Origin of the sequence: Roseovarius sp. M141 (assembly GCF_024355225.1) — a bacterium.
Classification (GTDB): Bacteria; Pseudomonadota; Alphaproteobacteria; order Rhodobacterales; family Rhodobacteraceae; genus Roseovarius.
Map to the genome: position 1 here is coordinate 533643 of NZ_VCNH01000008.1, position 13145 is coordinate 546787.

The 13145-nt window shown below is 59.4% G+C and carries 13 protein-coding genes; 7 read left to right on the forward strand and 6 right to left on the reverse strand.

Going from position 1 to position 13145, the window contains the following annotated elements:
* Positions 1-238 precede the first annotated feature (238 nt).
* Genes FGD77_RS06715 through FGD77_RS06730 form a run of 4 tightly spaced genes read right to left on the reverse strand, consistent with a single transcriptional unit; the run spans position 239 to position 2215 of the window.
* Positions 239-544 carry a hypothetical protein gene (locus FGD77_RS06715; protein WP_255007680.1) on the reverse strand — a complete coding sequence of 102 codons (306 nt, stop codon included), beginning with the start codon at positions 542-544 and terminating at the stop codon, positions 239-241.
* Positions 537-1073, reverse strand: coding sequence for a GFA family protein (locus FGD77_RS06720; RefSeq protein ID WP_255007683.1), 537 nt, complete (start codon positions 1071-1073; stop codon positions 537-539). The genes FGD77_RS06715 and FGD77_RS06720 overlap by 8 nt, the downstream gene beginning before the upstream one ends.
* A complete protein-coding gene (locus tag FGD77_RS06725) occupies positions 1066-1548 on the reverse strand; it encodes a VOC family protein (protein ID WP_255007686.1) in 483 nt (160 codons plus the stop codon). The genes FGD77_RS06720 and FGD77_RS06725 overlap by 8 nt, the downstream gene beginning before the upstream one ends.
* Entirely contained in the window at positions 1532-2215 is a 684-nt protein-coding gene (locus FGD77_RS06730) for a TetR/AcrR family transcriptional regulator (RefSeq protein ID WP_255007689.1), read from the reverse strand. Before FGD77_RS06730 ends, FGD77_RS06725 begins: the two co-directional genes overlap by 17 nt.
* A gap of 175 nt (positions 2216-2390) precedes the next feature.
* On the opposite strand from FGD77_RS06730, the gene FGD77_RS06735 reads away from it, so the two are divergent.
* Complete coding sequence (locus FGD77_RS06735; RefSeq protein ID WP_303626418.1) at positions 2391-2570, forward strand: DUF1428 family protein; 180 nt, start codon at positions 2391-2393, stop codon at positions 2568-2570.
* A 365-nt stretch (positions 2571-2935) separates the two neighbouring features.
* Here FGD77_RS06735 and torT read toward each other — a convergent pair whose 3' ends face one another.
* On the reverse strand, positions 2936-3880 hold the full coding sequence (gene torT / locus FGD77_RS06740) for a TMAO reductase system periplasmic protein TorT (protein ID WP_255007692.1): 945 nt from the start codon (positions 3878-3880) through the stop codon (positions 2936-2938).
* Positions 3881-3917: 37 nt separating this feature from the next.
* On the opposite strand from torT, the gene FGD77_RS06745 reads away from it, so the two are divergent.
* On the forward strand, positions 3918-6701 hold the full coding sequence (locus FGD77_RS06745; protein ID WP_255007695.1) for an ATP-binding protein: 2784 nt from the start codon (positions 3918-3920) through the stop codon (positions 6699-6701).
* On the opposite strand, the gene FGD77_RS06750 is transcribed toward FGD77_RS06745, so the two are convergent.
* Positions 6671-7375 (reverse strand): response regulator, encoded by a 705-nt coding sequence (locus tag FGD77_RS06750; RefSeq protein WP_255007697.1) that lies wholly within the window; start codon positions 7373-7375, stop codon positions 6671-6673. The genes FGD77_RS06745 and FGD77_RS06750 overlap by 31 nt on opposite strands.
* Positions 7376-7487: 112 nt before the next feature.
* Here FGD77_RS06750 and FGD77_RS22185 point away from each other — a divergent pair, with 112 nt between their 5' ends.
* The 5 genes from FGD77_RS22185 (at position 7488) to FGD77_RS06785 (ending at position 13014) form a co-directional block, all read left to right on the forward strand.
* Complete coding sequence (locus tag FGD77_RS22185; RefSeq protein WP_303626355.1) at positions 7488-10166, forward strand: molybdopterin-dependent oxidoreductase; 2679 nt, start codon at positions 7488-7490, stop codon at positions 10164-10166.
* A 78-nt stretch (positions 10167-10244) separates the two neighbouring features.
* Positions 10245-11516 (forward strand): gephyrin-like molybdotransferase Glp, encoded by a 1272-nt coding sequence (gene glp, locus FGD77_RS06770; protein WP_255007699.1) that lies wholly within the window; start codon positions 10245-10247, stop codon positions 11514-11516.
* A complete protein-coding gene (locus tag FGD77_RS06775; RefSeq protein WP_255007702.1) occupies positions 11513-12043 on the forward strand; it encodes a DUF2478 domain-containing protein in 531 nt (176 codons plus the stop codon). The genes glp and FGD77_RS06775 overlap by 4 nt, the downstream gene beginning before the upstream one ends.
* A gap of 261 nt (positions 12044-12304) precedes the next feature.
* Positions 12305-12685, forward strand: coding sequence for a pseudoazurin (locus FGD77_RS06780; protein ID WP_369682707.1), 381 nt, complete (start codon positions 12305-12307; stop codon positions 12683-12685).
* Positions 12685-13014, forward strand: coding sequence for a carboxymuconolactone decarboxylase family protein (locus FGD77_RS06785; protein ID WP_255007712.1), 330 nt, complete (start codon positions 12685-12687; stop codon positions 13012-13014). Before FGD77_RS06780 ends, FGD77_RS06785 begins: the two co-directional genes overlap by 1 nt.
* Positions 13015-13145 lie beyond the last annotated feature (131 nt).

Here is a 13145-nt window from a genome sequence, read left to right on the forward strand (position 1 = left end):
CTGCGGGGGTGTAAGCAATCAGGTTTAACGGTGTTCTGCGACACCACGGGCGGCGCAAGCGCAGGGGTGTTGACCCGTCATTGTCGTGAACGCGGACCCTGTTGCTCGGCGGCGGTTGGAGCAATGACAGCACGTTGCATAGGCGCAATTGATCGGCGATGTCATAAGTCACCGCTCGGCATAGGCGGTGCCCTGCAAACGTTCTGATCTGCGTTAACTCCCCTAACGGGGTGATCAGCTACTTCCCCGTCCTGAACAATCTGACCGGTTCTTTTGCGCCACGCCCAATCACACCCTTGGCTTCCAGGTCGAGCTGCACGGCCTTCAGCCACCAGCCCGCTTTGTCACCGCCCGGAAAGAGATCTTCCGGCAGGCTCGCCAGCAACGCCGCTTTTGCGTCGGCAACGGTCATGCCGGGGGCCTCGGTGGGCAGGATCGGCAGCAACGCGTCACGCATGGCAGTGTATTTGGCCCGGCTCACCCGTCCGGACCAATTCGGGGATGTCACGCTCTCGATCTCGATCTTCTCGTCCTCATCAGACATCGATCTCTCCCGTCACAGACATCTTCGGGTTCCGGAATCCCATAGCGACCCACGCCCCGAATAGCCTGGCGAAAAACCCGAGATTCTGTTTCTTGGCATTGGGGATATCGTCGGGCAGAACTGCGCCGCTTGGCAGGTTCGAGGCCATCGTCCGCATCTGCGGCGGTGGACGCGTCCCGTCCGACCACAGCTCACCGTAGAGGCTCAGCCAGTGGCCGCCCTTGAGTTCCAGAAAGACCGGCGTGTTCCAGCAGGTGGCGACGATGCGGCGGGTCGATGCATCCTGCGACAGGCGGACCGCTTTCAGGCCCTCAGAGCCCCCGAGAAAGCGCACGCGGTCCTTGCGGTACATGACGAAAGGCGTTGCGCCGTATTCCGTCAGGATATCAGGTGCGCCTTCAAGGTGGCGAAACCTCTCGCCCGCCTCTCGGCACGATGCACAGCAGCACTCGACGCTGGCGATCGGCGCACCCCGCACCTCAAGGCGAGTCTGGCCGCAGGTGCAACCGATCCGTGTCGTGTCACCCATGCACGACCCCTTGTTCGGCGGCGGCGTTCAGGGCGGCGATTTCGATCTTGCCCATTTGCATCATGGACTCCCTGACACGCTGCACGACGCCTGCATCGGAATGCGCGAGCAGGTCCGGCAAGCGCTTGGGAATGATCTGCCAAGATACGCCGAAGCGATCGGTCAGCCAGCCGCAGCGCCCGGCTGCACCGCCCCTGTCGGTCAGCGCGTTCCACAGCCGGTCGGTCTCTTCCTGATCATCGGCCAGCACGCTAATCGACGCGGCGGGGGTCAGTTCGAAATGCGGCCCAGCAGTCAGAATGACCATCGGCGCACCGGCAAGCGTGAACTCGACGATCATCGGATCGTCCGGTTGACCGCTGTCGCGTACCGCATCGATCCGGCTGTCCGGGACGATCGAAACGTATTCCCTGGCTGCGTCGATGCCGCGCTCTGAAAACCAGAGGCAGGTCCGTACTTTAGATGCGTGTTCCACGGGTCAAATCTCCTTTGGTTGGTGGTGTTTTTTGTTCAATCGCGGCGTCGGCAACACCAAAGAGTTGGCGGACATAGCGGACCAGATGATCGACGCTCTCACGGGCCATGCCCGAGTCGCCCGAGGCTTTGGCCAGAATGAATGCGCCCTGAAGAACCGCCTGCGTGTGACGTGCAAGGCTCGCGGCCGTCCAGTCAGCGACCACGCCACGCCGGTTCATTGCAGAAGATATATCCGCTTCCAGCGTGGCGGCATGGCCAAAGATGCTGTCGGCGCAGGCGTCCCGGATGGCGGGGGCAGAATCGTGAACCTCCTGCGTCATGGTTCCCACGAGGCAAGTGTATTCATAGATCTCGCCACCGATGATGGACTTGCGGAAGTCGAGATAGCCCAGAACGCGGTCCAGAGGGTCGTCCGGTTCGTGGTAGGGCGCACAGGCAAACAGCGCACCGGTCGTCTTGGCCCAGTGGTTCGCAGCCGCTACGCCAAGTGCATCCTTCGTCTTGAAGTGATAAAAAAACGCCCCCTTCGTGACCCCCGCGACCTGACAAAGATCGTCCACGGATGTGGCGGCAAAGCCCTTCTGTCGGATGATATCCCGGGCGGCCTCCAGAAGGCGGGCCCCTGCATCGCCGCGCTCGGGTGATTGTTTGGTCGGTCTCGGCATATCTAATACATACCATACGGTTGGTATCCTGTGAAGTGCGGTAGTGGAGGTAGCAAAAATTGGCTATATCGACGGTTTTCTGATCGCAGTGCCGACTGCGAACAAGCAAGCGATCACCGACCAAGGTGCGCGCCGCGTCGTTGAATGCTGAGGCGACGATCTACGGGACGGCAAGCTGACCGATTTCCGCAAGGCCGTTCAGGCCAAGGAAGACGAAACGATGATCTTCGGCTGGATCGAATGGCCCGACAAGGCGACGCGCGATGCCGTCATGGGCCGGATGGAAGAGATGTCGAAATCCGATGGCCGGATCAATCCCGAAAAGATCCGATGTCGTTCGGCGGCGTGCGTCTGATCTTCGGTGGGTTCTCTCCCGTCGTCACGCTGACCGCGTGATTTAACCCAGCCGGTATATTTCCTGTGAGAAAAATCAAAATCCAGCCCTTTGCGAGTCTCGACGGCATGATGCAGGCGCGGGGCGGACCCGAACGGGGTCACAAGGATCGCAATCGGGAATACCCTATCTGAAGCTTTGGTCTGCGAATGGACCGTGTTTGAGGGTGTTTGCAAGTTTATCCCATAGTCAGCACACTCCCACCTGAGATAACAACCGGCCGTTATTGGCGGGAAAGGAAGTGTGAAGCTAAAGTCGGATCCGGTAATTGTAGAGAGTAATCGTTTCAAGTTCAAAAAACTGAAGTCCAAATCAACAGACACGCATCATTGGATATTCGGAAAATAATCGGCAGGTGAGATCCGGACTTGGTCGACGGTTCGATCTGCGTGGGTCAGAAGGCTTACTTTGGGTCCACCTGTTGGCGCGGAATGGTTCGGCGCTCGGCTCTGCATCACCTGCTGGATCGCCTGTATGCCCTGAAGCACCGGGTCGTCGAATGGCGCCGCTTCGACGCTGCCGTTCATCAAACCGCGGAGCACGGTATGGCTGATATATGTCGATATCAGCCGGGGGTATTTTTTATCAGATTTTGCTGAGAGCAATCCCATTGCCGCCTCAATGGCGGGTGCGCTGCCAATCAGATAATCAACATCGGGATAGCGATCCAACGCGGTTTCTACCAGGGCAAGTTGCTGGCGCAGGCCGGTATCGGCCCCCGACACTTCAACAATTGCGACACTGCTCGCGGCAATACCGTCGCGCAGACCGGATTCAAGCGGCGACGGCCAGCCCGCTTCGGAAGGACCGGAAATGAGAAGCGCGGTTCTGGATGGCGATCCTGATGGGTGCAGTTCTGCCAGATAACGACCAACGGCATTCCCCATGTCTCTCCAGTCGAGACCGATACGTGCGCCGAGGGCATCGGATCGGAGCTCATTGACAAGAGAGAAGACCGGCGTTGTCTGCGCGACGTCCGCGATGGCCTGTATCAAATCCGGATGGTCCGATGTGACCGCGCCGATCAGGATGACGTCCACTCCCCGATCAACGCACAAGCCAAGCTGCTCAATCTGCCGTATCCGGGCGCGGTAGCCACCGGCTTCGAAGAACAAAATCTCCACGTCTTGCCGTGCGGCTTCCTGTTCAAGCCCGTAACCGACACTGAGCCAGTATTCATCCTTGAAATGTGGCACGAGGACGCAAACGAGCGTTTTGGAGCCTGCAAAAGCGCCTGCTGACCATAGGAAAAAGCATAGGATCAAGGTCACGATTGAACAGGACCATTTGGCCCCATAGAGTCTCGATATGTTACGACCAAGATTTGACACGCGGCTGATCCAGATACTCTCTGCCATGGCGGGGCTGGCCCTGATGGTGGGCGTGGTCGCAATTGTGGTCAACCGCTATCTGGTGCGCAGCCACGCAGAGCTGATTCAGTTGAGCCTGCCGGCAATACAGTTGGCCGGCCGGATCGGTGCCTCGGCGGAAGTGGCGGGAACATTGGCCATCGCCTTTGCGCAGGCAGACACCGGCGATGATCTTGACAGGATTGCTGCCGGACTTCGTGAAGCGATTGATGGCATGGAGACTGGATCGCGCGCGCTTGAGGACATGCATCCGTCAGGTCTGCCGGCGGCATCCCGATCACAGACAGAAAAAATCCTGACCAGAATGAGCGCAAACGGTCATGCCCGACTGGAACTTTCGGGCCGTATTGCACAGGAGGCAAACGATTTCGCGCGGCGCGGCGCACGGCTGGACGCCCTGATAGAGGCGCAGACAGATCTGGCCCGACTCAAAATTACGGCCGGGATCGTAGACATCTATCGCGGCTCGCAGACCGACCTGCGGACCGCCCTTGATACTCTGGCAGACAGGGACTTTTTTGCCTTCGAACGGGTGACGGAACTGGCGCGAATGGTCGATGCGGTGCGACTGCAATTACAGCAGGTGCCGGACATGACAGTCCAGGCTGAGATCGAGGCCGCAAGAAAGGATATGACGGATAACCTGGAATTGGCCGGACGCCGCCTGGAGTTTCTGCCTTCGGTCAGGGCAAGAAGTGACACCGGGACGATCCTGCAGTTATATCGAGGCGCGATGGCATCGGGCGGTCTGGTCGGATTACAGAAGGACATCGTTGCTCTGCAGTCGGTGATCGCGGCAGACAGCACTCTGCTGCAAAAGACGATACTGGAGATCTTGGAACGGGCGCGGCAGGCGCGCGATACGGTTCAGCGCGACGGCCTTGCACAGATCGCCGCGGCAGAAAGGTTTGCCTCGCTGCTGACCATGACGCTTTTGGCTGCGGTCGCTGTAGCAGTGCTCGCGGGATCGATCATGTGGCTTTACGCACGGCGCCACCTTGTTGCGCGATTGGCGAACGTGTCCGACCGCATCGTCGCCGTGGCGGGTGGCGAATATGGCGAGCCCGTTCCGATCAGCAGTCATGATGAAATCGGCCGGATGGAAAAGGCCCTCAACATCCTACGCCGCCGGGCGCTGGATGCGGACCGTTTGCGTGCGAATCTCGAGGATGCGGTGATCGCCCGCACCGGTGACGTCGTAGCCGAGATGAAAGCATCAGACGCGGCGCGCGCCGAGGCCGAAGCGGCGGACCGGAGCAAGACCGAGTTTCTGGCACGCATGAGTCACGAGATCCGCACACCCCTCAACGGCATCATCGGAATGCTGGGGCTTTTACAGGGCGAGACAGACGACAATGTTCGGCAATCGCGGGTCAGGACCGCATACAGTTCCGCCAGCGAATTACTGGATATCACCAACGACATTCTGAACTACGCCAGCGGAATGGATAGAGCCAATGGTGGGAATCCTGTGCATTTTCTGCTGCGCGAGTTCGTCGGACAGCTAGGTCACCAACTGCAATCGCTGGTAGCGCAAAAGCGATTGGATGCCATTGTGGATATGGCGGAACCGGTGCCGCCGGTTCTGTTTGGTGACATCGTAAAAATTCGGCAGGTTGTGGGAAACCTGATATCCAATGCGGTGAAATACACAAAACGGGGAATGGTGACGCTTGCGGTCGATCATGCGGTGTCAGAGGACACGGGCCAGCCCGTCGTCAGCTTTATCGTGTCCGACACCGGCATCGGAATGACGCATGATGAGGTGATGCGGGCCTTTGACGCCTATACGCGGACCAATGCAGCCAGACGTTCGGGAATCGAGGGGCTGGGGCTGGGGCTGGCAATTTCACGCAGCCTCACGCGGGCCATGGGTGGGGCGCTCACGATCGAGAGCGAACTGGGGGTCGGGAGCCGCTTTACCTTGACGGTGCCGCTGATGGTTGGCGATCCGGCGCTTGTCCGGGACGACCGCGCGCCTTGGCCGGATGCGAAGTCCGGACAAATCGCGTTGGTCATCGACGATCACCCTGTGAACCGCATGGTGACGCGGGGGTATCTGGAACGGATGGGATGCCGCGTGAGCGAGGCCGCAACAGGCACCGCTGGCCTGGAACTTGAGAGCGCGCAACACTTCGATCTGGTCCTGATTGATCTGGATTTGCCCGATATTCGGGGCGAGGAAGTGGCTGCGCGGATTGGTGCGAGGATGGACGCGCCGGTGCTGGTCGCACTGACCGCGCATCTGATTGATGATACGGAAGAGAGCCGCAAGCGCCTGGGCGTGGCGCGGATCCTGGCAAAACCGATTTCTCCGCGTGCCCTGGCTGAAGTGCTGGAGCTGCCGGTCGAGGTCGAGGAGCCGCAAGAGCAAATGACAGTCTTGCAAAGCCTGCGCGAAGACGTCGCCGATCTTGGGGTGGAGACGACGGAATTGATCGTGACGGAATTTCTGGCCGGTCTTTCAGGCGGGGTAAGCGCAGTTTGCACCTCGACGGCCGAACATCAGCGAAAGGCAGCGCACAAGCTCAAGGGAGCCGCGTCAAATTTTCGGCTGGACCGGTTTTGCGCGGTATTGGCCGAGGTCGAGGCAGCGCCGGATGGGGCGGATGCAGCATTGCTCCTTCGAGTCGAGCAATGCGCGCAGGATGCGGCGAAAATCGTCAAATCGGCGGCGATCGAGGCCGGGCTTCAGATCGACGTCGGATCGACAAAGCGATAACCCAGACCGTGTTCTGTCAGGATCCAATCGGGATTCGCCGGATCTAATTCCAGCTTTTTGCGCAACCGTCCCACGACCACGTCGATCATCCTGTTGTTCGGTTGCAACGCGCCACGGCCGATCATCTCGGACAGGCGCGTCCGGCTGAGGATCTGGCCGGGGTGATCCGTCAGCGCCGCCATTACATCGAACTCCTGTCGGGTGAGAGTTTCCACCCGCGCAGCTGATATCAACCGGTGCCTGATCCTGTCAAAGCACCACGGTCCGAAATTCTCTACCGCTGGTGGCCCCTTCGGAGCCTGACCGATATCGTCGATACGGGCCAGCAGGTTCTTGACCCTCACGGCCAGTTCGCGCTTGTCGAACGGTTTGGTCACGTAATCGTCTGCACCCATCTCCAATCCAACGATACGATCCACCTGATCGTCGCGCGCCGTCAACAGGATAATCCCGACACGCGAAGCCGCGCGCTGTTCACGGGTGATTGTCAGCCCGTCCTTGCCTTCAAGATTGATGTCGACGAGCAGCAGTTCCGGAGGATCAATGTCGATGACTCCCTGCATCTCCAGAGCGTTTTCCGCCTCTGTCACGCGATAGCCCTGTTCGCGTAGATATGCAGCCAGCCGCATACGGCTGGTGCGATCATCTTCGACAATGACGATGTGCTGGGACATCTGTATTTGTTACATTCCTTTACATCTTCGAACAATAGTCTTTGTTTCAGATCAACCAGTCGAACGCGGGGACGGCTAGAGTGAAAGTAACTTTTTTTGTCAGGAGATAGCGATGCCCTTTGAGAACCCGACCCGCCGAGGATTTTTGCAGGGCGGTGCTGCCGTATTTGGCGCAACCAGCCTGATGGGCAGCACTGCGATGGCTGCTCTCGATCCAAACTCGTTCGCGGCAGGGCGTGTGTTCCACGCCAGCCACTTCGGCCCGTTCGAGGCTGTGGTTCGGGATGGCAAGCTGATCAATATCAGCGCAGTCCAGGAACTTGACGCACAGCCGACCGAGATGCTGATGTATGGTGTCAAGGATCGCACATACGACAAGTCGCGCATTGACTATCCGATGGTGCGCAAGTCCTATCTGGAAAACTGGGAAAGCGGAGATACCAAGCCGGAACTTCGTGGCAAGGAGCCGTATGTCCGGGTGGACTGGGATACGGCCTTCAGCCTGACCGCTAAGGCACTGCTGGATACGGCCACGGATCACGGCAACGAGGCGATCTTCAGTTCGTCATATGGCGGCTGGGCCAATGCGGGCAACTTCCGCCCTAACGTGATGCAGGGGCGTCTCATGAACCTCATCGGTGGTTGCACCAACACGCAGGGCGACTGGTCGGCGGGTGCGTCGCAGATCTGCCTGCCGCGGGTCATCGGCGATATGGAGGTCTATTCCGCCCAGACCGCGTGGGAGGTGATCCGCGACCATACCGAGGTGTTCGTGCTGGTCGGGTGCGACCCGATCAAAAACAACCGCATCGAATATACTGTGGCCGACCACCAGATGTATGGCCCTTGGGCGCAGATCCGCGACAATGGCACCAAGTTCATCTCGATCAACCCGCAGCGCACACCATCTGACGAATACCTGAATGCCGACTGGGTCAGCATCGTGCCGAATACCGATGTGGCGCTTTTCAACGCCATGGCCTTCCACGTTCTTGATAAAGGGCTGGAGGACCGCGAATATCTGGCGAAATATACCGTCGGTTCCGAGCAGTGGATCGATTACGTTCAGGGCAAGACCGACGAAACGCCGAAAACCCCGGAATGGGCAGAGAAAATTACTGGCATTCCTGCGGACAAGATCCGCGAACTGGCCGAACTGATGGCCACCAAGAAGACAGAAATTGCCGGAGCTTGGTCGCTCCAGCGTGCCCAGCACGGCGAAATGACTCACTGGGCCATCGTCAACTTCTCCGCGCTGTGCGGTCATATCGGCACGCCGGGCGGCGGCGTCGGGTTCTCGTGGCACTATGGTTGCGGCGGCATGCCGCAATCAGGCCAGTCCACGCCGACCGGCCTCAGCCAGGGGCGTAACTGGGTCAAGGGTATCTGCCCCGCCAGCCGCATCACCGAGATGCTGGAAAACCCCGGCGACGACTTCATCTATAACGGCATGACCGGCACCTACCCGGACGTGAAGATGATCTACAACGCCGGCAACAACTTCATGTCGCACCAGCAGGACACCAACCGCCTGATCCGCGCGCTGGAAAAGGTGGAAACCATCGTCAGCGTGGATGTCTGGTGGACTGCTGCAACCCGCTGGGCCGACATCGTGCTGCCCGCCTGCTCAACGCTGGAGCGCGACGATATCAGCATCGGTGGCACCTATTCCAACGACAAGGTCTATGCGATGAAGCAGGTGATCGAACCGGTCGGCGAAAGCATGTCGGACTATCATATCTGCGAAGGTCTGGCAGATAAGCTGGGCATCTGGGCACAGTTCACCGACAGCCTTGAGCTGATCGACCACATCGAGGCGGCCTATAATCGGTCCGGAGCAGCCAAGCATACATCCTTCGAAGAATTCTGGGAAAAAGGATATGCCCGTCAGGAGGTGCCGGAAGAGGCGCGCAGATGGGTCCGCCACGGCGACTTCTATACCGATCCCGTCGTGAACCCGCTGCACACTTCGTCCGGCAAGATCGAAATGTTCTGCGAGGAAATCGCTGGGTTCGAGATTGATGACTGCCCCGGCATGCCGATGTGGATCGAAAAACACGAATATCTTGGCAACGCCGAGGACGGGCAATTGCACGTCGTCAGTCCTCACCCGTGGTATCGTCTGCACAGCCAGATGGACCAGTCCGAAACACTGCGCGATCTTTACAAGATCCAAGGCCGCGAACCCGTTCGCGTCAACACGCAGGACGCGGCGGAACGTGGCATCGAGGACGGTGATCTCGTCGAGCTTTACAACGATCGCGGCACCATTATCGTCGGTGCCATCCTGTCGGATGACATCATGCCGGGCGTCGTTTCGGTTTACGAAGGCGGCTGGCCGTCGCTGGACAGCAAAGGGCGCTGCAACTCGGGTCTGGTCAACTTCCTGACCTCGACACAGCGATCTTCAGGGTTGTCCCAAGCGACGACAGCCAACACGGTGCTGTGCAGCATGCGCAAATGCGAGGATCCGGAAGGGCCGAACATGGCCTACGAAAAACCCGAGATCCTTGAAGACTACGAACTGGCAGCGATCGACGACGAGGCGCTCGATCTCGACCGGGTCTACACCATCACCGAGAATCTGCTGGCTGATGCGACCCCGGGCGAAAAGATCTTCTACGAGCGTTGCACCGTTTGTCACGGACCGCGCGAAGTCACGCACTTCACCCAGAACCAGTGGAAGGGCATCACCCCGTCGATGTTCCCCCGCGCCGGGCTTGATGAAAATGAAGCGGCGTTGGTCATGGAATACCTCATGGAGAACGCCTCTGACGCGCCGGTGAAGTAAAGCCCGTGAGGCGACCGGTCGGCCCGGTCGCCTCACGTATTTCCAAACGGCGAATGTAGTAAAGGCAGGAGCGTTTTCATGGATGGTTCGCATATGGTGAGAGGCTGCGGCTGCGACGCGCATGCTGAAACACAGTCCTTACTCAGCCACATGGACGCACGGGATCTGGCCTTGAATCTCGTCAATCCGATTGAAGATACCGAGATCATCCCCCTGACGTCGGCTTGCGGCCGCTACACCGCACAGGACGTTTACGCACCGCAGGCAATGCCTTTTTTCGACAATGCCGCGATGGACGGTTTCGCGTTGCGTCTTTCAGATCTCGCAGGGCGATGCTGCCTGCCGGTCGCAGGCACAGTCGCGGCAGGCGATGCTCCCAGAACCTTGCCCGATGGCGCTGCGTTGCGTATTTATACCGGCGCGCCTCTTCCGGACGGCGCGGACACTGTCGTGATGATCGAGGCCTGTATAGATAAAGGGGACAGGGTTCATATCGACCGCATGCCGGGCGAGAGCGAAAACATCCGCCGCGCCGGGAGCGATCAGGCCAAGGGTCAACTTCTTGTCGCCGCGCACACCCGTCTTGCACCGCACCACATCGGGCTTCTGGCGGCAAATGGGCTGACACAGATCACTGCTGTCCGGCGCCCGCGCGTGGCCGTTTTTTCCACGGGTGACGAACTGACAGAGGGCACTTGTGCCCCTGGCCGGATTCCTGACGCCAACCGGCCCATGCTGCTCGCGCTTCTGACGCAGGCCGGAGCGGCAGCGGATGACCTTGGCATTCTACCCGACGATCCGGTTGCCACGACAGCTGCATTTCACGCGCTCGGCGACGCCTATGATCTGATCGTAACCACCGGTGCCGTCTCCTTGGGCGGCAAGGATCATATCCGGGCGGCGCTGACCGATGCCGGGGGCGACATTCATGCATGGCGTGTTGCGCTGAAACCCGGAAAGCCGGTGATGTTTGGCACGTTGCGGCAGACTGCCTTTACGGGACTGCCCGGCAATCCCTTTGCTGTGCATGTCGGCTTTTACCTCTTTGTGGCACCGCAGATCGCACGCCTGACGGGTGGGCAGATCAGGCCCTATGCACAAGATGCTGCCATTGCGGGCTTTGACTGGCATCGTAAGGCGGGTCGCGCTGAGGTATTTCCAGTGCGCCGGACGGGCAATGATGCATCCGGCTTGCCCGTGCTGGAGCGTCTGGGGAATAGCGTCTCGGCCACCCTTCTACCACTGAGCGGCGCTGATGGACTGGCCATGGTGCCCGCACATCTCGACGCCATCGTGTCTGGCGACGCATTGCAGTGGCATCCATTCTGCCTAGATGGGGACAACACATGATTCAAGTTGCTCCGCTCGCCGCCGTTCGGTTTGATCACGGCGATATAGATGCGTTTCTGACCGAAATTTCAGAAACCTTGAACGTGTCTGGCCTGCGGATACGCGGCGCACTGCAAAGCCGTGGTGCCGCCGGTGATGAATGCCATTGCGCAGATATGGACCTCACCACGCTTCAGTCGGGCAGGACGTTCCGCATTTCGCAACCCCTGGGCAACGGATCGCGCGGCTGTCGGCTGCACCCCGGCGCGCTGGCGGAATGTGCATCCTTCATCGGGGCCGAACTGCATGCGGGGGCCGATCTGCTGATCCTCAACCGTTTTGGCCGCGGAGAAAGCGAAGGGCGCGGGTTTCGAGACCTGATTGGCACGGCGATCAATCTGGGCGTTCCGGTTTTGACCGCGGTCCGCCCTACCTATGCGGACGCATGGACGGCCTTCGGTGCAGATATTGCCTGCGACTTGCCGATGCAGCGCGCTGCCGTCTTGACCTGGGCCGCACAAGCGCAGGAGTTCCGCCATGCCGCTTGATAATTTCGCCATACCGTCACCCCTTCCAGACCTTCGCACACTGCTGACCAAGCCGGATTCAGCAGTGTTCCGCAAAATACGACGTGCGCAGTCGGCAAAGCGCCGAACAGCATGTTTTCGAAATGTCGCGCGTGGAACGACACCCATGCACCGTCATACGTCCGCGCTCTGCGGATCAAGTTCTCAATCTGAAAGGTAGAAAAGATGAAACTCTTTACAGTTGCGGCTGCGACGCTGATCACCCTTGCCCCGATCTCGGCATTGGCTGAAACCATTGAGGTCAAGATGCTCAACAAGGGCGAGGCCGGAACCATGGTGTTCGAGCCGCGCTTTGTTTCGGCTGAAGTTGGCGACACCGTCGTCTTCATACCGGTCGACAAGGGCCACAATGCCGAATCGATGAAAGACATGGTCCCCGAAGGCCAGGATGCGTTCAAAGGCAAAATGAACAAGGAAGTGTCAGTTGAATTGACCACGGATGGCATGATCGGTGTGGAATGCAAACCGCACTTGGCGATGGGTATGGTGATGGTCATTCAGGTCGGGGGCGCCGAGGTGCCTGAAGGTTTCCTTGACGCGAAGATGCCGAAGAAGGCGAAAGAAGCCTTTGAGGAAATCCTGGCCGATGGGCCGCAAAGCTGATGAGCCGTGAAAAGGATAGGGATCTTCCAAGTGCGGCGGGTGATCTGGCAAAGCAGCATCCTGCGATCTGGGCCGCCTATGCGGACCTGGGGAAAGCGACTGCCGATGCCGGCAGCCTGACGCCACGCGAACGCCGCCTTGTCAAACTGGCGCTCGCCATCGGCGCATCTTCTGAAGGAGCGGTGCATTCGCACACCCGTAGGGGTGTGGCCGAAAGCATCGCGGCGGCGGACCTGCATCAGGTCGCGCTGTTGGCAATCGGCCCACTCGGACTGCCTCGCGCAGTCGCTGCCGGAACCTGGATTTCCGATGTGACCTCTGACAAATAGTAAATACTGGTGCCGTGACATAGTTTTCGGCACCAGGTCGACTTGACTAGGGGCTGTACGCTCTATGTAGCCGTCAACGGTGACCGGCGTGATCTTCTGATCACCCTTATCCTAAGGTGTGGGTTAATTGA

Coding starts and splice junctions, on each gene's coding strand:
- glp (WP_255007699.1), top strand. CDS start 10,245: ATGGATGGTTCGCATATGGTGAGAGGCTGCGGCTGCGACGCGCATGCT.
- FGD77_RS06715 (WP_255007680.1), bottom strand. CDS start 544: ATGTCTGATGAGGACGAGAAGATCGAGATCGAGAGCGTGACATCCCCG.
- FGD77_RS06750 (WP_255007697.1), bottom strand. CDS start 7,375: ATGTCCCAGCACATCGTCATTGTCGAAGATGATCGCACCAGCCGTATG.
- FGD77_RS06745 (WP_255007695.1), top strand. CDS start 3,918: ATGTTACGACCAAGATTTGACACGCGGCTGATCCAGATACTCTCTGCC.
- FGD77_RS06730 (WP_255007689.1), bottom strand. CDS start 2,215: ATGCCGAGACCGACCAAACAATCACCCGAGCGCGGCGATGCAGGGGCC.
- FGD77_RS06775 (WP_255007702.1), top strand. CDS start 11,513: ATGATTCAAGTTGCTCCGCTCGCCGCCGTTCGGTTTGATCACGGCGAT.
- FGD77_RS06785 (WP_255007712.1), top strand. CDS start 12,685: ATGAGCCGTGAAAAGGATAGGGATCTTCCAAGTGCGGCGGGTGATCTG.
- FGD77_RS06720 (WP_255007683.1), bottom strand. CDS start 1,073: ATGGGTGACACGACACGGATCGGTTGCACCTGCGGCCAGACTCGCCTT.
- FGD77_RS22185 (WP_303626355.1), top strand. CDS start 7,488: ATGCCCTTTGAGAACCCGACCCGCCGAGGATTTTTGCAGGGCGGTGCT.